Here is a 19,650-nt window from a genome sequence, read left to right as displayed (position 1 = left end):
GGATCAGCCATTCATGAACAGAAAAAAGAAGTGGATCATAAATGGAATCGGACTTTCATTATTACTTGGTGGATGTATGAATATGGATAATGCGAATGGTAATGGTGTGGATGAAAAAGAGAACAATGAATCACAAGTTAAGAATCAATATGTAAGAGTGCAGGAATACACAGGGGAGGGATACACCCTTAAAAACGGGGAAGAAACAGACAAGATTGCAGAAGAGAATCATGAAACGGTAGAGAAAGCGGTTAAAGATTTTTTTATGAAAAAATATAAGACAGATGTAAAGGTACATAATATCGTGGGCAATGAAGACGGTGCAACAGTGTTTGTAGAATCAACCAACCCGCTTCACTTTTACACTTTTGCAATTGTTCCCATTGATCAATCCAATGAAAAAATTCAGTCCGACCGTGTGTTTTCACAAGAGGGACAGGTGGAGAGCGCTATAACTGAAGGCCTTTACAGAAGAATATTTAAAGACGAGTTTGATCGCTTGGAAGAATATTTAGAGGGAATTGTAAATAAAGAGCCTGTAACTGGAAGAACAGTTGAATCTCTTCAAAACGCAGGTGGATCTGGTTTTATGACTCCCTATTATTTCTTGTCATCTACTGTGGTGAATGATGAATCAATTAAACCGGTTTATGATTTATACATGGAAAATCCTCAGGTTAGCACAGATAAATTAAGGGCTGCTTATAATGAGCAAGCATTTGATCCGACTAAGTTTGAAGTAGTAATAAATTTGTTTATGAAAGATAAAAATACTGATCCGGACGAAAAAGTGTTTAATAAAGTAGTGAGCGATATTGAAAGTATGGGTGATATACCAAAAGGGACTTATAGCATCTTCGTCAACGACAATACAGTCCTGAAACAATCATTTGAAGGGGTAAAAGATAATTCGCTCGAAAAAACGACTCCAAATGAAATTATTAAAGAGTAAGGCGGTGTGTAACAGGGGACGGTTTTCGTGGTGCAATAGCGGAGGCAATATACCATAAGCAAAAAAAGACTCATTGGGACAGAGGGACAGGTACACTGTCCCATTTCAAGGAACCTGTCCCTCCGTCCCCTCCCTCCGTCCCCAAGTAAGCTGTTGGAGGATTTTCACTGGAAATCGAGTGAAGAGGCGGCAGTGGATACCAGACAGAATATCAAGGAAGAAATGGCGGATGTTCTGTTTTATCTAGTGCAGCTGGCTGATTCGCTGGATGTGGATTTAGAGGAAGAGGTTTATAAGAAGCTAGAAAAGAATAATGTTAAGTATCCCGTGAGTAAGTAAGCCGACGATTCAGGTCCTAGCCCCTCCTTTTCTCAATCAAAGGAACAGGGCAGTGGAAGAAAATAAACTTATCAGTGAAGTAGGCAGGGTGATTATTTTGAAACAAAGCTCAAAAGAAATCATGAACAAGTTATTAGATACAGAATACATTGATGCAAAGTTAAAAGAATTATCTTATGAACATACATCTCACACAGTGGTATTAAAATATGGCGATCCCGCGGGTAATAAAAAAGATTATCAAGTCATTTTCAAGGATTGTTTTTCGGCAAGCTTTAACACTTGGCTTGAAGGAATGAGTGGCACAGTACCTGAAAAACCGGACAACAATTTTTTTCTGCATAATATAGAGATTGAAGACATTGAAGTGAACGGCATTCAATTATATAAGTGTTCATTAACAATACCAATGATGGATTGCCAAGTTACTTGTGTATCCATTGAAATCAATTATCCCAATTAAAGGCGTTTGCAGAACAAGCAGCCGCCTTTTGTTCGAGTAAAGGGAATATAACGATCGGACACATTTAAAGGGGGGAAAAATATTCGCATTTTGATTTATATTTTTATAGTTTGCATCACATTATTTTTACTTTTAACTCTATGTGTTAAGGGAATAATTTCTTTCGTTAAAAAGAAGCCTTTTCCAAGAAGACTGTTGATTGCAACCTTGTCGGGAGTTATTCTAGTTTCTTCAATCTATATTTATGAAGCATACTTTTTCACATTTGATGAAATTGATAAAAAATTTATGCAAAAAGGTCCTGGCCCTGTCACCTCACCTACCAACGCCTATACAGCTGATGCCTACTATGAACTTTATGGAGGAGCAGCAGGCGGTGTTAATGTTTGGGTTGAAGTCACCTATAACAATGAGGCCGATAAGGTTCAAATTGCTTATTTTGGAGATGCAAAAAGCACATTTAATATGGAATGGTTGAATGAAGATACTTTGAAAATTCAAAATTATGACACAGATTATCCTGATTCAGATAGAAGTATCACCTTACGCATTGGCAAGGATATTTACCACGAATCCGGTTTGGCTTGTCAGAGTATTTTAATGAAGGATGACTACGAAAATTGCTATCAAAATTAATATGACTTTTAGGGATTTATATCTTAGGACAATAGGTACAGGTGGTTGTCCCTAATTATTTTTTCCTGGGACAGTTCACCTGTCCCTCCGTCCCACCTGTCCCTCCGTCCCACCTGTAGGTCTTACATCCAAAAGCAGTAAATACCCCTTTTACTTTAGTATGGGAGCTAAACAGACATTTGGGCAGCATTTTGTGTTTGATAACGTGGCAGCTTCAAAACTTGTCGAACAATATTTTCCGGGAGGTGTATTATGGTGGCAGGGACCAAATTGAAATCAAGGTATATTATTAAAAGAACTCCAGGTGGGCATACTAGAACCAGGAGTGATATTATGCGCAGAAGAGATATCGAAAGATTTGATAACGCTTTTCCAGATGGTGTATTTGCATTCCCGGCTTCCACAGATTCCCCTAAAGTGAAAATAAGAGCGTTGGACAACTATTGTAAACAGCATGGAGTAGAACCAAAAGATTTAACGGAAGAAGAAATGAAGCCGTTTCTTGTATACTAAGAAGTCCCTAAATGATTAGGGGCTTTTTGTTTTGATAGCATAGCTGTTTTGATATGCCTTACTGTGTTGATGTGGAACAGAGGGACAGGTACACTTTCCCATATAGTAACCCCTATCTTTTTACAGGAAATTTATATTTATCAAAAATTTTAATCAGAAAATGAATGAGCAAGTAAACAATGCTTACATTAAACAAGAACCCCAGTAACTTAAAACTCCTTAAACTCACCCTTTAAGAACAAGCCATTCTGCAGGAAACCCATAAATATGATATTCCCCCTCAACCCTAACTCCTATCTCAAAAATAAAAGAAAGCAATATTATGAGAACTGAACACAAAAGCGGTACTATAGGCTTATTTTTCAAAATAATTCCTCTTTTTTCAAAATTTTGTATTTTTATTAATTTCTCTATATATTATACTATTTTTAATTCCAGGAAAAGGAGCGAAAGGGACAGAGGGAAAGGTACACTGTCCTATATCAAGGAACAATTCAGAGGGGGCAAGGAACCTGTCCCTCCGTCCCATAGCTGTTTTGACATGCCTTACTGTGTTGCTGTATTAGAAGCGCTTGGGACAGAGGGCTGGATTAAAACGCCTGTTAGCTCAGTGAGAACTTTTAAAAAGCTGTTCATTAAATATATTAATTGAATATACGTTTTCTTCTACTAAGTTATCCATTATCTGCTTTAATACATGCGGTTCTCGTAAATCCTCGTTTTCAAAGGCTAAAAGCTCGTTAACTTTTATCCACTTGCTGTCAGTTATTTCTTCTTCTTCGAGATTTATCGACCCTCCAGTAACCTCACCAATAAAATGAAATAAAATTACTTGATGGTTGGTGTTACTGATGAAATTATATACTCCAGTCGTGCCAATCAGTTTTACATCTAACCCCGTTTCCTCTTTCACTTCCCTTTGAGCTGAGTAAAGAATGTCCTCAGAAAAATCTACATGGCCACTCGGAAAGTTCCACTTATCGACTGCAGTAGGTTTATTCTCTTTTATCATTAAGACTCTATCATTATCAAAGATTGATACACTTGCTATTAAGACAATTCCATCTTGAGACATCCATTCTCCTCAATTCTATTTGAAATTTTATATAAATAACATCTGTCTTCAATATGGGACAGAGAGATAGGTATTAATTCTGAAGGGACAAGGAACCTGTCCTTCCGTCCTCTTTATCCATTTTAATAAGAACCATATTTGATTTATGATAGAAAAATGAGTTCTAGTAACCCGGTTATAATATAGTATAAGATGATTGAAAGAATTCCTTGGATAGCCAGTGCAATTAGAAATAAAATTTTTCTAACGAACCAATTATATTTTTCAATTTTCGTATAAATATAATATCCTGAACCCAACAACCCCTTTTGAAATGTGTTTGTTATTTTTTGAAACACTGTAGTTGGTGGATCATATATAGAGGTCTTATAGAAACCTAACATTGTTTTCTCTAATATGGCTATTGTACAGCCGTAAGTGAATTGAGCAGATAAGATCACTCCGACTCCTATTTTGATAACTTCAATCGTATCTTCAATTGTCCAGAACATTTCGTTCTCCTTTTTTTTCTGGTATTTCTTTTTAGTTAAACCAATTGGTTACAGAACCCTTTAATTTACTTATCATCTTAGACGCTGCTTCTCCAATTTCTTTGTTGATTTTTTCTGTGACATCTTTTGGGACAGAGGGACATGGGACAGAGGGACAGGTACACTGTCCCATATCAAGGAACAATTCTTAAGGGACAAGGAACCTGTCCCTCCGTCCCTCAAACCGGCATCAAAATCCGAATCGAGGTCCCTTCCCCCGGCGTGCTCTTCACATTGATGCTTCCCTGGTGAAGCTGAATGAGCTGCTTTGTGATGGCCATCCCCAAGCCGGTTCCGCTTCCTGTGTCGCTTGTGTTGGTTCCGCGGTAGTAGCGCTGGAAGAGGCTGTTGACGGTTTTTGGGTCCATTCCGATTCCGTCATCCGAGATGGTGATCTGGCACAGGTGCTGTTCGATGACTGCAAGGGAGACGGTGACGGTCGTTCCTGCCGGGTTGTATTTCAGGGCGTTTTCGACGATGTTGTCGATGATCCGTTGAAACCATTTGGGGTCGACGGATGCTGTGACGTTATCGTCTTCTGCCTGGAAATCGATGTTCATTTCCTTGTAGTCCGGGTTGTTCATATAGCCGATGATGGTCCGGCGTATGAGCTCGGTGATATTCATTTTTTCACGGACGATCGGCAAAGCGCCGTTTTTGATGCGGTAGGTCAGCGTCAGGTCATCGAGTAAATCCTTCATATAGGCTGATTTGCTGCCGATGATTTCGGCGAATTCCCTCACTTCTTCTTGTGACCAGTGATACTCCCTTGACTCCAGCATCTTGGAATAGCCTGCGATGGAGGAGAGGGGTGTTTTCAGGTCATGCGAGATGCCGCTGATCCATTCCTCGCGGGTCACCTTGATTTTTTCGCGTTGATCCCGGTTGTCCTTCAGGGTGTCCGTTAATTGTGAAAGGTTCGTAATCAGTTCTTGATACAGCTTGTATTTTCGTTTGATCTTTCCGTTCTTTTTAAAAAGAAGAGGCTGTTCGACGTGATTGACGGGCTGTTCATAGACGCCGTTCCCCAGCTTCTCGATCCACTGCATCATGGTCATCAGGGGCTTGCCGAATTTGCGGGCATACCAGAACGTGATGAGCAGGAGCAATAGAATGAGCAGGACGGAGACGATGATGATGCTGTTCCCAACCTTGCTGTCGATTTTCTCCTCCAATGTAGCCGCCATGTCTTTGAGCGGCACCCCCATCAAAATCGTTTGCTGTGAACCCTCATTATAATAGGAAGAAACGGATTCTTCCTTGGATTCCGTCATGGACAGGATCTCTTGATGAGAGTACGTCTTGGCCTTATTCCCGGCATTATAGCCGTCGATTACTTCCCCCGAGTTGTTCACGAGCTGGACCCAGGCGTTTTTGTTCTGCAGCTCCGAAAGGACACTTTCCTGAAAGTCGAGCTTTCCCTGTTTCCAATCCACGTGCTGTTTCACTGAATCGAGGAGAAGCGACTCGCCATTTTCCTCCCTGAAGAAGACCAGTGGGCCATCAGGATCGGTTTCATCCAGCCGCCAGTAGGAGTAGTCAAGCGTTGGGTCGTTTTCGAGCACCAGGCCGGCGAGTTCTCCTTCATTAAAAGTGGAAGGGGTGTCTTCAATTTCCGGATAGTTCCCGAGAAGCTGTCCTTCCGCAGACACGACCAGCAGGCGGCCGTGCTGCTCTTCCACCAGTTTTTTCAGGCGGTCGGCAATGTCTGCTTTTTCATTTTCGACTGTAATATTTTGCGAAATGAAATAGTCTTCCGCCAAGGATAAATCATGTTCTGCTTCGCTGTCGGAAAGGAAGTAGCCGATGATGCCAAAGAGGAAGAACAGCAGCACGCCGATCAGGAAGAAGATGAGCATGAGCTGAAGAAAGAGCTGGACGACAAACCTTTTATGGATGTTCATTCTAATTCTCCGTGGGGGATGAATTTGTAACCCAGTCCTCTGACTGTCAGGATATACCGGGGATCGCTGGGGTTTTCCTCGATTTTTTCCCGGAGCTTCCGGATATGCACCATCACCGTATTATCCTCGCCAAGGAATTCCTCTCCCCACACTTGTTCATACAGCTGATTTTTGCTGAACAGCTGATTGGGATGTTTGCAGAAGAAGGTCAACAGCTGATAGACCTGTGCCGGCAGCTCGACTTTCCTGCCATTTACCGTTACTTCCCCTGAAGAAGTATTGACGATGAGACCGCCGAATTGATACGTTTTTACTTTAGGCTTCCCGGAAGTGCCGCCGCTCTTTCGCCTGAGGTGCGCCTTGATCCTCGCTACGACTTCCAGCGGGTTGAACGGCTTGGTGATATAGTCATCCGCCCCTAAGGCAAAGCCTGACAGCTTATCCAGATCGGTGGTGCGGGCAGTCAGGAAAAAGATGGGGGCATCGGTTGTTTCCCTGATCAGCGGACAGATCTCAAAGCCGCTCCGGTCCGGCAGCATGACGTCCAGCAGGATCAAATCATATCTTTTATCACGGCAGCGGGCCAATGCGTCTTCCGCGTTATTGGCGGAATCGATGTATGTAAACTGTTCTTTTTTTAAAATGGTCGTGAGCATCTGGACAATGGACACTTCATCATCGACAATCAGAATCTTGCTGTCATGCATCTTCTACTCTCCTATTCTTGCTGAAATTATAGCTCCATCATATCAATTATTATTAAGGAAAAGTAGGAATTAAGGTAAAATTAAGGAAGAGGTTCGCAAGGCTTAAGATACCCGATGTATGATCAGGATATCACAGAAAAACGTGTTCATATTGAAGGGAGATAAGGTATGCTTGCCATTGGAAAGAGAGAATTTCTGAAACTATTTAAAGGAATCAAATCGATTATCATTATTGTGATTTTGGTTGCAACGTCCTACTATTCTGCAAAGTTTTCGAATCTGCTGCTCTCGCTGGAGGAGTTCTCAGCTGAGGATGCGGATAAGATCGAATATGCAGGGTTATTGGCCCTGCTGCTATTTCTGGGACAGCTATTTGTGATGGGGCTATCGCATGATGCCATGAACCGGGAAACCCATGACCGGACGATCCGCTTCCTGGTGACAAGGACATCGAGGCTGTCGATTCTGCTTGGAAAGTTTTCCGGCATCGTGCTGTTTTGGCTGGTGTGTGTCACCGCGTCCTTCCTGATCATCTTTTTCATGACAGGGACCATGGACCCCCTCAGCTTCTTCCAGACGATGAGTTTGTTAATCTATCAAATTGCGTTGACGATCCTGCTTTCGACTGTGATCCCGAAGCCGGCATTCACAATGTTTCTCAGCATTGTCATCGGCCTGGCGTTTCCGATTGTCAGCCTGTGGTTGGCATTCACCAGCAATGGGTACGTGAGCTGGCTGAAATATTTGACGCCATTCTATTACTTGGAAGAGGATTATATGTTCTTGATGATCTTCCCGCTGGCCGCCGTCATGGTCGTGATATCCCATCTTGTGTTTAAAAGGAGAGAGTGCTGATGGCTGCAATTGAAACCAAACAGCTGGTTAAAACGTATGGTAGAGTGAAGGTGGTGAAGGGAATTGATTTGTCTGTCCTAAAAGGGGAGATCTTTGGGTTCCTCGGCAGGAATGGGGCAGGGAAATCAACCTTCATCAATATGCTGACAGGGATCATCCACCCGAGCGCCGGTTCGTTCTCCTTGCTGGGAACGGAAGAGGTCACAGATGATGTCAAAAAACGGATAGGAGTCATGCCGGATTATACAAGCTTTGACGGTTCGATGACCGGCATGAGTTATTTAAAGTTTTTATCAGAGGTGTCGGGAAAAAAAGCATCGACTGAAAGATGCCTGGATGTCCTGAGAAAAGTGGGACTGGAAACCGATGCAGCTAAAAAGGTCGCAAAATATTCGTTCGGGATGAAAAAGAAGCTTGGCATTGCTCAGGCGATCATCCATAATCCCGAATTGATCTTCCTGGATGAGCCGACATCCGGACTGGATGCAGAATCGGTCGTCCATATACATACCTTGATCCGCGAACTGCACCAGCAGGGAAAAACGCTGTTCATGACGTCCCATAACTTAGATGAAGTGGAAAAGCTCTGCTCCCGGATTGCCATCATGAAAGAGGGGCAAATCGTAAAAATTGGATCGATGGATGAACTGAGATCCTTCTATCAATCCAGGATCGTCGTGAAAATCAAGCATGGAAGCATCCCGGCATCAGAAGAAGCCCGGTTGACACAATGGCTGGAAGGTGCGGGGGAAGACGTGGTGATTCAGGATAGGTATATCCACATCACCGTCGAACAGGAGAAGAAGATTGCGGAAATCATCCGCGCCTGCAACGAGTGCAAGGTGGATGTCTACCGAGTGGAGGTTGAGGAACCGTCACTGGAGGAAATCTTCCTCGATGAACAACAAAATTCACATCACGGTTAGGAGAAAAGAATATGGAAATGCCGCAGAAGAAATTAGCGAAAGAGGTTGTCCAGGTCTGGCTGGTCCGCAATATCATTTCAAGTATTGTCGGTTTTGTCATCCTTGGGGTTCTGTTTTACCTGGATCACCGGTTCCAATGGACAGAGTGGATAGGCTGGATCCTGATCGCATTGGCAGTCTATTCTGTCATCGATTTCATTTGGTCGTTTTTCCAGCCCCGGTTTCTGTACAGAAGCTGGCGGTTTGATTTTGATGAAGAATTTTTACAATTGAAAGCGGGCTTCTGGCAGGAGCAGCATCACCTGGTGCCGATGACGAAAATCCAGGCGGTGTCGACTTCGCAAGGACCGCTGCTTCGTAAATTCGGGCTGCGTTCCATTGGAATCGAAACGATGGGATCGACTCACGAAATCCCCGGCTTGTCAGAGGAGATGGCTGTCGAAGTCAGGAACACGATCGCTCATTTCGCCAAGGTCAAGGAAGTGGAGCAATGAGTACCCCCAAGCGCTATCATCCACTCATGATGGTCCTTCAGCTCTGGAGCTTGATCCGCGGTTCTTTCTTCTTCGTGATCTTATTATTCGTCATCAAGGCAGGATCCGACTCAGCCCTCGTCTATTATGCGAGATGGGGATTGCTGATTGTGATCGGGATCTCGCTTTTGGCCATTCCATTGAAGTGGCTGTTTGAGACGTATGCTTATGATAAAAAGGCTTTCTACCTGAATAAAGGGGTCCTATTCAGATCTGAACAGACTGTGGCTTTTTCAAAGATTCAAAACGTGAACCGCCACGTGTCCGTCATTCACCGAATGTTCGGTTTGACGGCCCTTCATTTTGAAACGGCGGCAGCAGGGGAAGATGCCTCCGTGAAGTTCGAGGCTTTGACTCTCCAGGAAGCGGAAAAGCTGGAGAAGATGGCAGTGAACAAGGAAGAAAAGGAAGCAGTCTTGGAAGAAACGGAGGAAGGGCAGGTGGCTGAGCCCGAGCTGCCGAGCGAAAGGACCCTGCACTTCCGTCCGACCAAGAAGGATACCATCAAAGCGTCCTTCATTTCCCTGGGCTTTCTGTTTCTGATTCCGCTGCTGTTTTCGGTTTACTCGAACATCAGTGACATCTGGAATGTGGACGAGGAGGCAAAGGGCATCTTCTCATGGATCGCACAGTCTCCGCTGACTTTCACGATTGTGCTGATCGGCTTGTTGATTGTATCCGCCGTCCTGGGAATGGTCAGGACGTACCTGAAATATGGGGCGTACGAGCTTTCCTCCGACAAGGATCGGATTTACATCCAAAACGGCGTCATCGAGCTGCAGAGTTTCTCGATTTTAAAAGAAAGGGTGCAGGCAGTGGAGCTGAAGCAGTCCTTGATTAAACGGTTGTTCGGCATGACAGAGGTCGAGCTGATCAGCATCGGACAAGGCGTGATTTCCGAAGACAGCCCGGATATCAAGTCGCTCTATCCATTCCTCCCGACCGAGCGGGCATACGAATTGGTGTCGGAACTTCTGCCGGGTTATCAGGTGGAGAAGAAGATGAACCTGCTTCCGTTAGAGTCATTGGCGATCCGAATGGTCCAGCCAAGCTGGATTTGGATCATCGCCACAGGGGCGCTCTTCTGGTTCAAGCCGGCGGTCTTTGGGATAGCCGATTCCTGGATCTATGTATCGATTGCCCTGTTGATTGCGATTCTTGTGTGGAGATGGCTGAACTTCCTACACACCGGTTATCTCCTGCGTGATAACTTTGTTCAATTCAAAAAAGGCTTCTTTGAATCGTCGATCTTCTATACGAAGCGGGAAAAAGTGATTGAAGTAGAGGTAAGCCAGTCACGGCTCCAGAAACTGATTGGAGCCGCATCCATCTCGACCATTAACCGGGCCAAACCAATCCGGGTCGAAGATATCAGGGACATTCCTTTTTCTGTTGGGGAAGAGTTTTATCGTTGGTATTTGGGGCTGCGGGTGTGACAGGGGGACGGTTCTCTTATTTCAATTGCAAGCGCCCCCGTGCTTTCCAGAAGCAATATACAGAAGCACAAAAGACTCATCGATTGATGAGTCTTTTGCATTGTTTAAGGGTTGGGGCTGGTGATTGAATTTTCATTAATTCATTTTTGAAGAAGGTACTAATCCTTATTTGTTCTTTCCAGTGTAACCACAACTATATCGGGGCGGTTATTTATTCTAAGCGGGATTGGATTGTTCCCCAATCCTCTGCTTACGACCATTCTCGAGTTTTCGTTATGGAACAAACCACCGTCATATTCGGGGAAAAGCCCTTCTGTTGATACAACTCCACCGATAAAAGGTAAATGTACCATTCCCCCGTGCGTGTCACCAGAAAAAATTAAATCTGCTCCCCATTCAGAATACTCCTCAAAATAAAAAGGTCTGTGCGAAAGTAAAATATTTACTTCATCTTGACTTGGTTTCCCTAATCGTTCTTCAATTTGAATTTCTCCCGACAGATGCTCTTTTAACCCGTACAAGTTAATATTTGCATCCTGGCGTGTAACGGTAGTATGTGAATCGTTTAGAACCATCACACCAAGACTGCTTAACTTCTTTTCATAATTTTCTTTAGTACCTTCTTTTTGATACTTGTTTCTATCCTCATAATATAAACCTTCTTCGTGTTCACCAGTAACATAATATACCGGATAATCTTTATTAAGATTTTCAAGGAATGTAATTAAAACATCTCCGTTATTTGCTACATCTCTCGTGTTTGTTAACATGTCACCTGTTATTACGATCATATCAGGATTTATTTTGTTGATTTTTTTTACCAACCTTATGTTTCCATCCCCAAATTCCTTATTATGCATATCAGATAACTGTACAATTTTAAATCCATTAAATTCTTCTGGTAACTCCTCTAAATGGACTGTTTCTTTTGTGATAGAAAGCCAATTAAGCTGTAAAAAGTAATAGATTATTAGAATTGATAGAATCATTAGGGTGAATAATATTCTTTTCTTACGTTTTTTTGTCATAATTTCCTCCTGCTGTTAAGAGTAAAAGTATGGGGACGGTCCTCGTGTTCCAGCAGCAAGAGTCCCCGAGCTTTCATGAAAAGGACAAGTGAATTGTCCCATTTTCAGGAAGACCATATTGAAGAAGAGTGCTGAGGATTTCCTGAATACGATCTTTTCTATGCGCATCCTTTTGGAGAGTAAATAGGTGAGGGACAAGGGACCTGTCCATCCGCCCCACTAATATTGCATCCTGTAATCATTAATAAAGCCAATGCAATCAAAACAGAGAATAAGTCTTTCAATCCACTGACCTCTTATATATAGACGATAATAACCTGCCAAAAGTTACATAAAATCCCACAAATAATGCCACCATTAATTAATACCAATTATTTTCCTCTTGCTTATTCAATGATAACGCTTTGTTTGCTGAATAGCGGAAAATAAGAGAGAGCTTTTATATATAATGCTGTCATTTTGAATAGAATTTGGCGCAGTTAGCAAGTGTATTGTCGCCATTCGCTAGTTACAAAGCATCGTCGGGGAGTTACTATTAAACTGTACCATCAGCAAAGAAGGACACGCTTAATCTGTAAATAAAAATAGATAAAGGGGGCCCATCGGTATGACGTTGAATACCTCTGAACGAATAAAGATCCCTGCAGGATTTTGGACAGGATTACGTCAATTGGGAATAGCCGCCGACGAGGTGGTTCGAAAAGCGCAATTGCCAGTCTCCATTGTTTCTGCGCCATTTGTCACAACAACCCAATACTTTGCAATCTGGCAGGCTTTTTCCGACCTCATTGGTGATCCCTCCAAAGGAATCATCAAGCTTACGACATCATTTGAAACAGATCATTTCCCTCCGACTGTCTTAGCAACCTATCACGCTCGTGACTACCGTGATGCTTTGAAGCGAATGGCCAAGTACAAACAGCTTTGCCCGCCTGAAAGCTTACATATTACCGAGGAAGGTGAACTCTGTACGATTGAAATCAAAACATTACATAGTGAACAACCCGGTCTGTCCATATTGATTGGCATCACTTTGGCCTTTCTTCTCGAACTGGGACGCCGAGGCACAGGTCAACCTTTGACAGCAATTTCAGTAGAAATTTCTACCGATTCAATTGGCGACATGCAGATCCTTGAAGATTACTTCGGCTGCCGAATTCAAACCGGGGCAAATTACAACAGGCTGACTATACATCGAGCACATCTGGATCGACCTTTTGTCTCGTACAATGCGGAATTGCTTGAGATACTGACTCCCGTACTGGAACAGTCATTGAATGAGCAGCCTCACAGTCCTTCCATTACCGAAACGGTCAAGTGGATCATGAAACGCAGCTTAGCGGGTGGCCGCCCCGACATTCAGACTATTGCGGGCGAGTTGGGGATAAGTGACCGCACCTTGCAGCGGCGGCTTACGGAAGAAGGCACAAGCTTCAAGCATTTGTTAGCAAAAGTTCGTCATGAGGAGGCAAGAGAATACCTGGCAGACCCGTCGCTGGATATTAAAGAGGTTGCGTTTTTGATTGGATATGAAGACCAAAACTCATTCTACCGCGCCTTCCACTTATGGGAAGGTGCCACCCCTTTAAAATGGCGTACTGAACATCTCGGGACAAACTTGATAAATTGACGGGTTTATTTTTCGAGACAGTAACATAAAGGATGACTTAATAAGAACAGCAAAAAAATGGAATATCTTTTAGTCTAAAAGGAGCACTGTATTATGGAGATGAACTTGAAAAATAAAACTGCATTAGTGACTGGTTCAACAAGAGGGATTGGTAAGGCAATTGCCATTGAACTTGCAAAAGAAGGTGTCAATGTACTGATCAATGGACGAAATTACGAAGAGGTAGAACGAACTGTAAATGAAATCAAGTCAGAGTTCCCTGATACCTTCCCTCAAAATGCTGCTGCTGATATTGTAGATAATCAACAACGGGAAGCATTATTTAAAAAACATCCCCAAATTGATATTTTAGTTAATAATATGGGAATTTATGAAATGATGAAGTATGAAGATGTGGATGATGAAGTATGGGAAAAGTATATCCGTACCAATGTCCTTGCAGCCAATGGATTATCCAAATTTTACTTACCTAAGATGATAAAAAATAATTTTGGCCGAGTGATCTTTATTGCGAGTGAAGAAGCAGTCATGCCATCGGGACAAATGCCTCAATATTGTATAACAAAATCAATGCTGCTTTCATTGTCAAAAAGTCTATCCAAACTAACAATAGGAAAAGAAGTGACGATCAATACCATTTTGCCGGGGCCAACACTCTCTGAAAATGTGCATCATATAATCGAGGGGATGTATCCAAATGAGATGCCTTTTTCAGAAAAAGAGAAAGAATTTATGACTGAAAATCTGCCTCAGTCTGAAATCCAACGATTTATCAGGCCGGCTGAAATAGGCAGATTAACTACCTTTCTATGCAGCCCTTATGCTTCCGCCTTTAAAGGTTCTCCAATTCGTATGGATGGAGGCATGGTACCGACTATTTTCTAGCACATTTGGGGACAGAGGGACAGGCGAACTGTCCCGTTTTCAGGAAGACCAATTGAAGAAGAGTGCAGAGGATATCCTGAAACGAACTATTTCTATGTGCATCCTTTTGGAGAATAAATAGGGGAGGGACAAGGTACCTGTCCCTCCGTCCCAAAGGGAATTATTTTACGGAGACACCCTTTTCAGCATCAATGTATGTTACACTTCATTGACAGTTATTATATGTCAATAAAAGGGGTGCACATTTGGAAAGTACGAATATAATAGAAGTTAATGAGGTTAAAAATCTTACCAAGGGACATGTATTATATTTTTTCGAGAAACAGAATCAATATATTTCCAATATAGTCGACTTTATCATTTCAGGTTTAGAACACAATGAACATTCTATCATTATAGAAAATGACCGACTAACTCCATTGATTAAAGAAAAACTTACAATGTTATCGAATGAAAGTGACTTAGAAAAAGTGACATTCGTCAATAATTATGACTTCTATTATGCCAAGGGAGACTTTAATATTAATTCTATTTGGGATTATCTCCCGGAATCAATAACAGGTTCTTCAGAGCTGGATTATGTTGTTCGGAGCTGGGCTCATGTAGAATGGCGGGATGAGCGGACAGTAAGTAAGAAATTAGTGGATTCTGAAAATGAAGCGGATAAAATTGTTACAGAAACAAAGCTTCTTTCTGTTTGTGCCTATGATTCAGAAAGGGTTAGTAAAGAGTTTCGGGAGGCCCTCCTGAAATGCCACAATTTTCTTATCAATGAGCAATTAGTTAAGCATCAGGAAAAACCTATTATTTCTTAGACCGGATAGCAATACTCTTAAAGTTAAGTCACTGGTGTTAAATCAGTGATTTTGTTTTATTAATTCCTTGTTCCGCTGGGGGACACAGGGACAGGTGAACTGTCCCATTTTCAGGATGGCCTTATCAAAGGAAAGGGTGAACTATTTCTACTATGGGAGGGACAAGGTACCTGTCCCTAAACTCTACGGTGTTAAGTCAACTTCTGTATTTTCAGCATAGGGGGAGTGGAAAATTACTCTCTCATCACCTATCCATTCTGCATCGTCCACTCCCAGTACTTCTAAGTCGCCTGCGGTAACTCCGCGAGTCAGAATACGATGTTCTTTCACTTTTTTCACCAGGCCGGGAAACGATGTATATAAATAAAATTCATAAAAATGATTGGTTTCTCCCAAGGTGGCATTTCTATGTCCGATCATCACCTTTTCATTCCCTGTTGAGGAGTCAATGGTTTGATAGGAGCTGTTAGTTACAGAGAGGAATCCTAACAATAGGAACGCTGCAATGGTAACACTGATAACCACCACCCGGTCTATCGTGTGAGCAAAAGCAAACATATAAAATGCAACTAAAGTAAGGAGGATGGGCAGCTTATTATTATTGGAAATTACGAAGGAAAAATAATAATGATTGATAGACATTATAATGACAGCCAAATCAAAAACTATAATGGAAAGTAAGAATAGTATGGTGAAATCAATATTCCGTAATCTGCTGTATTTATCCATTGTCATTCACCTCTTAATCTCCCCTAATATTAACACTCCGGATGAAAGGTTTTTCCTCATATTAACTCCTTAATCGTAACACACCAATACATAGAATAAGTAGGTATAATTTCAAATTTTTATCTCATTCATCCTTAAACAATTGAAGGGAGGGGGCTGCTGGTTCAGCAAAACCCTCTTTGAAGAGGGGACTTTAATTATTCCAGATGTTTTATAAATAACACTCTGTCTTGGTTTGTTCCGTCATAATTAGTGTTGACGTGGACACCATCCATTTTTTTATCTCCCTCTTCAATTGCAAATCCCATCCTGGTGTGAAAAGCAATCGAAACCTTGTTAACAGGAGAGGTTACACAGCGGATGACAGTACGTCCATTTTGTTTAACCACATTGAAAAATTTGTTGTATAATTCCTTTCCAATATTGTGTTTTCTGAATTCAGGATGAACCCCTGCAAAGTGTATATATGACTCATCAGGCTGCGATTGAGACAGAAATCCAATTAGGAAGCCTGCAATTTCTCCATTCTTTTCCGCAATAAAACTTGTATTTGTAAAATGGTCAAAGAATAACTTTGGTAACATATCAGACATATTCCTTCCGCCCCACCACTCGTTGATAAGGGGCGATAACGTATAGTAATCCGAACCTCTCACTCTACGGATATTCATTTTCCCCCTCCTGATTATGCAAGATATCAATCAGGCTTTTTATTCTTCACCTGATAATAAGCCTCAAGCAGTTCCTCCACTGGAATGCCATCAATCCTCATTCCAGTCAAATCACTATTATTAATTTCTACATTTCTTAATGTGCTGTTCTTTATCTTTGTACCTTGCAAATCGCATCTTTCAAATGAAATGGGGTGACCTGCATCTCCGAGGTCTGTATCCATGAACGAAACGCCGCCCAAAGTCACTAACCGAAACTTACTGTTGGAGAGGTTTAAATCTGCATATAAAGAATGCCTCAGATTAATGTTTTGAAAGGAGGAGGAACTCAGGTTGCAATTGGAGAATTGAGCATTCATCAGGCTGCTGTTACAGAATGAACTTCCTTCCAGGTTCACTTGATAGCACTCTGTATTTTTCATATTGTTGTTCTCATACTGGCTGTTTGAGAGGTCTTTATTCACGACAGCCTTCCCGTTTGTTGCCGGTTCCTCTTTCCTTTTTATAAAACAATATTCATCTTCCGTCTCCAGGGTAGTCTCATAGCCCATTTTCTTATAAAAGTAGTGATTCGTAACCTGTCTGCTCGATGTCTCAAGATCCCAGGTCCTTACTTGCGGGAATTCTTCCTCGATCAATTGGATCACCTTTGAACCCATTCCCCGGCCCTGGTATTCGGGGGCAATGAATATGCGGTCGATTCTGCCAAATGCCTTTCCGGTAATCGTCACTATTATTCCTCCGACCAATTCCTCATTGTATTGAACCCTATAATAGTCCAATTCTTCTATCATATATTTGGTCATTTCAACGGATGAATATCCTGGAGGCTGGATATTGTAATCAACGATATTCTCGTGAGGAGAAAGCCACTTTTTCGCCTCTTCATCAAATGTTTTCTTCATTAACTCTGTAAGTTTTTCAGCATCATCCAGACTGGCTTTCTCAAGTGATATGTTTGACATTGATTTTCCTCTTTTCTTTTTCAATAGGCTGGTTTGTCTGAACCCATCGTTCCATGCTCAGTAAATGTAGCCATTCGTATGGACTGGCAGGTGAAGTTCCTCACCAACGGCTTCCAGCAAGTCTTGGCAGAAGTAGTAAGTGCGTTTCTTGACAATAACACCAGCATCGAGCTCCAATTCAATTAAACTATAAACGGCATCTTTCCCATCCTTTTTAGTCATGACAACAACAGCGGGTCTGCCCCAAAGCAATTGATAAACAGCTTTCATAGGCATTGGATCATTTGCCCATCCTTCTAGTGAATGGTTTCTAATCGTATCTTTTCCGTACTCAAACGAAGTATGGACAATATCATTGACAGCATTGTCATCGAGTAAAGCGGCTATCGCATCCGGATCCCTCCGGTTAAAGGCATCAAGGTAGGCTTCAATTACCGGATCTTTAGCAGAGCCGCCTTTTTGCTCAGGGATATAGTGATCTTCGTGACTTAATTGCTTTAGATTTCTTCGGGCTCTATGAAGCAGCGCCTTTACACTTCCTTCAGTTGAACCCATCATGGCCGCCACCTCGCTGCCCTGAAATTGAAAAACGTCAAAAAGTAAAATCACTGCCCGTTGCTTAGGAGATAAGTAGATAACCAACTTTTCAATCGCCTCTCTAATCGTAAACGGATCCTGGTCCTCGTAAGGCTCATCAGTATCTTCTTCTAACACGATTCTCTGCTGTTTCCTTTGATGATTAAGCCAGCTGTTAGTAGCAATCCGGAATAAATAGCTTTTAGGGATAACTGGTTGAAAGATCCGTGGCAAAGCACTATAAGCTTTAAGGAGCGTCTCCTGTACTAAATCCTCAGCATCCCAAGGCGACCTGGTGATCATCCGGCAATACTGCCACAAAGCCGGCCTGTGGGGTTCAATAAGTTGGTCGAACCTCTTTTTCATATCCCGCATGCTGGTAGATACATTTTCAAGGTTATTCATCATACTTCCTCCTTTTTCTTTTCACTTTATAAACACAATGAGGAGGAAAAAAGATACGGTGTTTTCCAGCCTTTTTAAAAAATTGCGCCATTAGCTAACCTGATTTTACCATATTACTAGACTCCCCTGACGTAACCGTTATTGATCCTGCAATAGAGGGAATTTTCAATAGGTGAGACTTCCAGCGCATGGGCAGAGCAAAGAGGTTTGAGTAAATTCGTTATCTAAAGACCACTTTGTTTTCTTGTAAAAAGGAGAACTGGTGTGAGATTGGGCGAGGTAAGGGTGCCTGAAATTATTTACTTGTCGGGACAGAGGGACAGGTGAACTGTCCCATTTTCAAGAGGCAACATTGAAGGAAAGTGCTTAGCAAAATATTCTTATGCTCCACAGTCCTTAATGAATTTAATCCGGGAGGGACGAGGGGCCAGTCCTTCCGTCCTTCTGCCAGAGGGTTCGGTGGTTATATCATTGTTTCCTGGAGGATGGAAATGGGTATAGAAACTGACAGGACTTGGGTATTAAAGGGACGGGGGACAGGTGAACTGTCCCATATCAGGAACGATATTACCGCCTTGGAGATCAAGGGCCTGGATTATCGGGAAATGTGCTTGTATTCCACGATTTCCATGTTGAAATCATGATTACATACTTGTTTATTGATCTTGCTGCTATCACAGGAGGGGCTTACCCTTACTATGACTACATCTTCTTTGGCATTATCATCTTCGGAAGGAATACTAATCCTCGCCGCCACATCATATGAATGGTTATCATTATAGGTTATACCGACGATTCTCTGTGTTTTCCAGTAGATGTTAGGTTCGCCTCCATATTCTTTGATGACCCTTTCATCAATTGTTGGCGAAATTAGATCTACAATAATGTCTTCGGTTGTGACATACATATCTTCAGGCTTATGCGCAGATTCTGCCAGTGCACCTTGATGCGGGATGACCATAAATGTTAGACCTAATATGAGCAAGAATTGTTTAATCACATCATTCACCTCGTTTTGACATTTCCCCATATTATCCCCAAACGGAGTTCCTTCATTAATACTGAGGGAAGGACGTT

The 19,650-nt window shown here is 42.2% G+C and carries 21 protein-coding genes and 1 pseudogene; 12 read left to right on the top strand and 10 right to left on the bottom strand.

Annotation, left to right across the window (positions count from 1 at the left end):
* The first annotated feature begins 13 nt into the window (after window positions 1-13).
* The 5 genes and pseudogenes from D3H55_RS13165 to D3H55_RS13145 all read left to right on the top strand — a co-directional run bounded on the left by D3H55_RS13165 (window position 14) and on the right by D3H55_RS13145 (window position 2,903).
* Window positions 14-952, top strand: coding sequence for a DUF1672 family protein (locus D3H55_RS13165; protein ID WP_119547372.1), 939 nt, complete (start codon window positions 14-16; stop codon window positions 950-952).
* Between the two features lie 144 nt (window positions 953-1,096).
* A pseudogene (locus tag D3H55_RS24945) lies at window positions 1,097-1,291 on the top strand (MazG-like family protein); the annotation flags it as partial.
* 52 nt (window positions 1,292-1,343) lie between these two features.
* Complete coding sequence (locus D3H55_RS13155) at window positions 1,344-1,754, top strand: PIM7 family immunity protein (RefSeq protein ID WP_119547370.1); 411 nt, start codon at window positions 1,344-1,346, stop codon at window positions 1,752-1,754.
* A gap of 195 nt (window positions 1,755-1,949) precedes the next feature.
* On the top strand, window positions 1,950-2,390 hold the full coding sequence (locus tag D3H55_RS13150; protein ID WP_240628569.1) for a DUF5412 family protein: 441 nt from the start codon (window positions 1,950-1,952) through the stop codon (window positions 2,388-2,390).
* Window positions 2,391-2,723: 333 nt separating this feature from the next.
* Window positions 2,724-2,903 carry a hypothetical protein gene (locus tag D3H55_RS13145; protein WP_240628568.1) on the top strand — a complete coding sequence of 60 codons (180 nt, stop codon included), beginning with the start codon at window positions 2,724-2,726 and terminating at the stop codon, window positions 2,901-2,903.
* Between the two features lie 607 nt (window positions 2,904-3,510).
* On the opposite strand, the gene D3H55_RS13140 is transcribed toward D3H55_RS13145, so the two are convergent.
* The 4 genes from D3H55_RS13140 to D3H55_RS13125 all read right to left on the bottom strand — a co-directional run bounded on the left by D3H55_RS13140 (window position 3,511) and on the right by D3H55_RS13125 (window position 7,119).
* Window positions 3,511-3,978: an NUDIX hydrolase gene (locus D3H55_RS13140; RefSeq protein ID WP_119547367.1), complete on the bottom strand. Its 468-nt coding sequence runs from the start codon at window positions 3,976-3,978 to the stop codon at window positions 3,511-3,513.
* Window positions 3,979-4,121: 143 nt separating this feature from the next.
* The gene (locus tag D3H55_RS13135; protein WP_119547366.1) at window positions 4,122-4,469 is read right to left on the bottom strand and encodes a hypothetical protein; all 348 of its coding nucleotides are present in this window, start codon (window positions 4,467-4,469) and stop codon (window positions 4,122-4,124) included.
* Window positions 4,470-4,687: 218 nt separating this feature from the next.
* The gene (locus tag D3H55_RS13130) at window positions 4,688-6,412 is read right to left on the bottom strand and encodes a sensor histidine kinase (RefSeq protein WP_119547365.1); all 1,725 of its coding nucleotides are present in this window, start codon (window positions 6,410-6,412) and stop codon (window positions 4,688-4,690) included.
* Window positions 6,409-7,119 carry a response regulator transcription factor gene (locus D3H55_RS13125; RefSeq protein WP_119547364.1) on the bottom strand — a complete coding sequence of 237 codons (711 nt, stop codon included), beginning with the start codon at window positions 7,117-7,119 and terminating at the stop codon, window positions 6,409-6,411. Before D3H55_RS13125 ends, D3H55_RS13130 begins: the two co-directional genes overlap by 4 nt.
* Before the next feature lie 168 nt (window positions 7,120-7,287).
* Here D3H55_RS13125 and D3H55_RS13120 point away from each other — a divergent pair, with 168 nt between their 5' ends.
* From D3H55_RS13120 to D3H55_RS13105, 4 genes are read left to right on the top strand one after another with little or no spacing between them, the layout of a single operon-like run.
* Window positions 7,288-7,974, top strand: coding sequence for an ABC transporter permease subunit (locus tag D3H55_RS13120; protein WP_119547363.1), 687 nt, complete (start codon window positions 7,288-7,290; stop codon window positions 7,972-7,974).
* On the top strand, window positions 7,974-8,900 hold the full coding sequence (locus D3H55_RS13115; RefSeq protein ID WP_119547362.1) for an ABC transporter ATP-binding protein: 927 nt from the start codon (window positions 7,974-7,976) through the stop codon (window positions 8,898-8,900). Before D3H55_RS13120 ends, D3H55_RS13115 begins: the two co-directional genes overlap by 1 nt.
* Window positions 8,901-8,911: 11 nt before the next feature.
* The gene (locus D3H55_RS13110) at window positions 8,912-9,394 is read left to right on the top strand and encodes a PH domain-containing protein (protein WP_119547361.1); all 483 of its coding nucleotides are present in this window, start codon (window positions 8,912-8,914) and stop codon (window positions 9,392-9,394) included.
* Window positions 9,391-10,869: a PH domain-containing protein gene (locus D3H55_RS13105; protein WP_119547360.1), complete on the top strand. Its 1,479-nt coding sequence runs from the start codon at window positions 9,391-9,393 to the stop codon at window positions 10,867-10,869. The genes D3H55_RS13110 and D3H55_RS13105 overlap by 4 nt, the downstream gene beginning before the upstream one ends.
* Before the next feature lie 158 nt (window positions 10,870-11,027).
* On the opposite strand, the gene D3H55_RS13100 is transcribed toward D3H55_RS13105, so the two are convergent.
* Window positions 11,028-11,897, bottom strand: a complete 870-nt coding sequence (locus D3H55_RS13100) for a metallophosphoesterase (protein WP_119547359.1) — start codon at window positions 11,895-11,897, stop codon at window positions 11,028-11,030.
* Between the two features lie 607 nt (window positions 11,898-12,504).
* On the opposite strand from D3H55_RS13100, the gene D3H55_RS13095 reads away from it, so the two are divergent.
* The 3 genes from D3H55_RS13095 to D3H55_RS13085 all read left to right on the top strand — a co-directional run bounded on the left by D3H55_RS13095 (window position 12,505) and on the right by D3H55_RS13085 (window position 15,227).
* Window positions 12,505-13,527 carry an AraC family transcriptional regulator gene (locus tag D3H55_RS13095; protein WP_119547358.1) on the top strand — a complete coding sequence of 341 codons (1,023 nt, stop codon included), beginning with the start codon at window positions 12,505-12,507 and terminating at the stop codon, window positions 13,525-13,527.
* 93 nt (window positions 13,528-13,620) lie between these two features.
* Entirely contained in the window at window positions 13,621-14,412 is a 792-nt protein-coding gene (locus D3H55_RS13090) for an SDR family NAD(P)-dependent oxidoreductase (RefSeq protein ID WP_119547357.1), read from the top strand.
* 245 nt (window positions 14,413-14,657) lie between these two features.
* Complete coding sequence (locus D3H55_RS13085) at window positions 14,658-15,227, top strand: MEDS domain-containing protein (RefSeq protein ID WP_119547356.1); 570 nt, start codon at window positions 14,658-14,660, stop codon at window positions 15,225-15,227.
* Window positions 15,228-15,410: 183 nt separating this feature from the next.
* On the opposite strand, the gene D3H55_RS13080 is transcribed toward D3H55_RS13085, so the two are convergent.
* The 5 genes from D3H55_RS13080 to D3H55_RS13060 form a co-directional block, all read right to left on the bottom strand.
* Complete coding sequence (locus tag D3H55_RS13080) at window positions 15,411-15,962, bottom strand: hypothetical protein (RefSeq protein WP_136035705.1); 552 nt, start codon at window positions 15,960-15,962, stop codon at window positions 15,411-15,413.
* A 191-nt stretch (window positions 15,963-16,153) separates the two neighbouring features.
* Complete coding sequence (locus D3H55_RS13075; protein ID WP_119547354.1) at window positions 16,154-16,627, bottom strand: GNAT family N-acetyltransferase; 474 nt, start codon at window positions 16,625-16,627, stop codon at window positions 16,154-16,156.
* A gap of 26 nt (window positions 16,628-16,653) precedes the next feature.
* Window positions 16,654-17,592, bottom strand: a complete 939-nt coding sequence (locus D3H55_RS13070) for a GNAT family N-acetyltransferase (protein ID WP_119547353.1) — start codon at window positions 17,590-17,592, stop codon at window positions 16,654-16,656.
* A 57-nt stretch (window positions 17,593-17,649) separates the two neighbouring features.
* Complete coding sequence (locus D3H55_RS13065; protein ID WP_168413075.1) at window positions 17,650-18,573, bottom strand: sigma-70 family RNA polymerase sigma factor; 924 nt, start codon at window positions 18,571-18,573, stop codon at window positions 17,650-17,652.
* A gap of 595 nt (window positions 18,574-19,168) precedes the next feature.
* On the bottom strand, window positions 19,169-19,603 hold the full coding sequence (locus D3H55_RS13060; protein WP_119547351.1) for a hypothetical protein: 435 nt from the start codon (window positions 19,601-19,603) through the stop codon (window positions 19,169-19,171).
* Between the last annotated feature and the right edge of the window lie 47 nt (window positions 19,604-19,650).

Source organism: Bacillus salacetis (genome assembly GCF_003581585.1).
Lineage (GTDB): Bacteria > Bacillota > Bacilli > Bacillales > Bacillaceae_B > Rossellomorea > Rossellomorea salacetis.
This window is presented reverse-complemented; position numbering and strand designations above follow the sequence as displayed.

Excerpts from the sequence above, each read along its gene's own strand:
- D3H55_RS13140 (WP_119547367.1), bottom strand. The coding sequence starts at position 3,978 with ATGTCTCAAGATGGAATTGTCTTAATAGCAAGTGTATCAATCTTTGAT.
- D3H55_RS13135 (WP_119547366.1), bottom strand. The coding sequence starts at position 4,469 with ATGTTCTGGACAATTGAAGATACGATTGAAGTTATCAAAATAGGAGTC.
- D3H55_RS13130 (WP_119547365.1), bottom strand. The coding sequence starts at position 6,412 with ATGAACATCCATAAAAGGTTTGTCGTCCAGCTCTTTCTTCAGCTCATG.
- D3H55_RS13070 (WP_119547353.1), bottom strand. The coding sequence starts at position 17,592 with ATGTCAAACATATCACTTGAGAAAGCCAGTCTGGATGATGCTGAAAAA.
- D3H55_RS13080 (WP_136035705.1), bottom strand. The coding sequence starts at position 15,962 with ATGACAATGGATAAATACAGCAGATTACGGAATATTGATTTCACCATA.
- D3H55_RS13110 (WP_119547361.1), top strand. The coding sequence starts at position 8,912 with ATGGAAATGCCGCAGAAGAAATTAGCGAAAGAGGTTGTCCAGGTCTGG.
- D3H55_RS13100 (WP_119547359.1), bottom strand. The coding sequence starts at position 11,897 with ATGACAAAAAAACGTAAGAAAAGAATATTATTCACCCTAATGATTCTA.
- D3H55_RS13120 (WP_119547363.1), top strand. The coding sequence starts at position 7,288 with ATGCTTGCCATTGGAAAGAGAGAATTTCTGAAACTATTTAAAGGAATC.
- D3H55_RS13065 (WP_168413075.1), bottom strand. The coding sequence starts at position 18,573 with ATGAATAACCTTGAAAATGTATCTACCAGCATGCGGGATATGAAAAAG.
- D3H55_RS13165 (WP_119547372.1), top strand. The coding sequence starts at position 14 with ATGAACAGAAAAAAGAAGTGGATCATAAATGGAATCGGACTTTCATTA.
- D3H55_RS13095 (WP_119547358.1), top strand. The coding sequence starts at position 12,505 with ATGACGTTGAATACCTCTGAACGAATAAAGATCCCTGCAGGATTTTGG.
- D3H55_RS13125 (WP_119547364.1), bottom strand. The coding sequence starts at position 7,119 with ATGCATGACAGCAAGATTCTGATTGTCGATGATGAAGTGTCCATTGTC.
- D3H55_RS13145 (WP_240628568.1), top strand. The coding sequence starts at position 2,724 with ATGCGCAGAAGAGATATCGAAAGATTTGATAACGCTTTTCCAGATGGT.
- D3H55_RS13115 (WP_119547362.1), top strand. The coding sequence starts at position 7,974 with ATGGCTGCAATTGAAACCAAACAGCTGGTTAAAACGTATGGTAGAGTG.
- D3H55_RS13060 (WP_119547351.1), bottom strand. The coding sequence starts at position 19,603 with ATGGGGAAATGTCAAAACGAGGTGAATGATGTGATTAAACAATTCTTG.
- D3H55_RS13090 (WP_119547357.1), top strand. The coding sequence starts at position 13,621 with ATGGAGATGAACTTGAAAAATAAAACTGCATTAGTGACTGGTTCAACA.
- D3H55_RS13075 (WP_119547354.1), bottom strand. The coding sequence starts at position 16,627 with ATGAATATCCGTAGAGTGAGAGGTTCGGATTACTATACGTTATCGCCC.
- D3H55_RS13105 (WP_119547360.1), top strand. The coding sequence starts at position 9,391 with ATGAGTACCCCCAAGCGCTATCATCCACTCATGATGGTCCTTCAGCTC.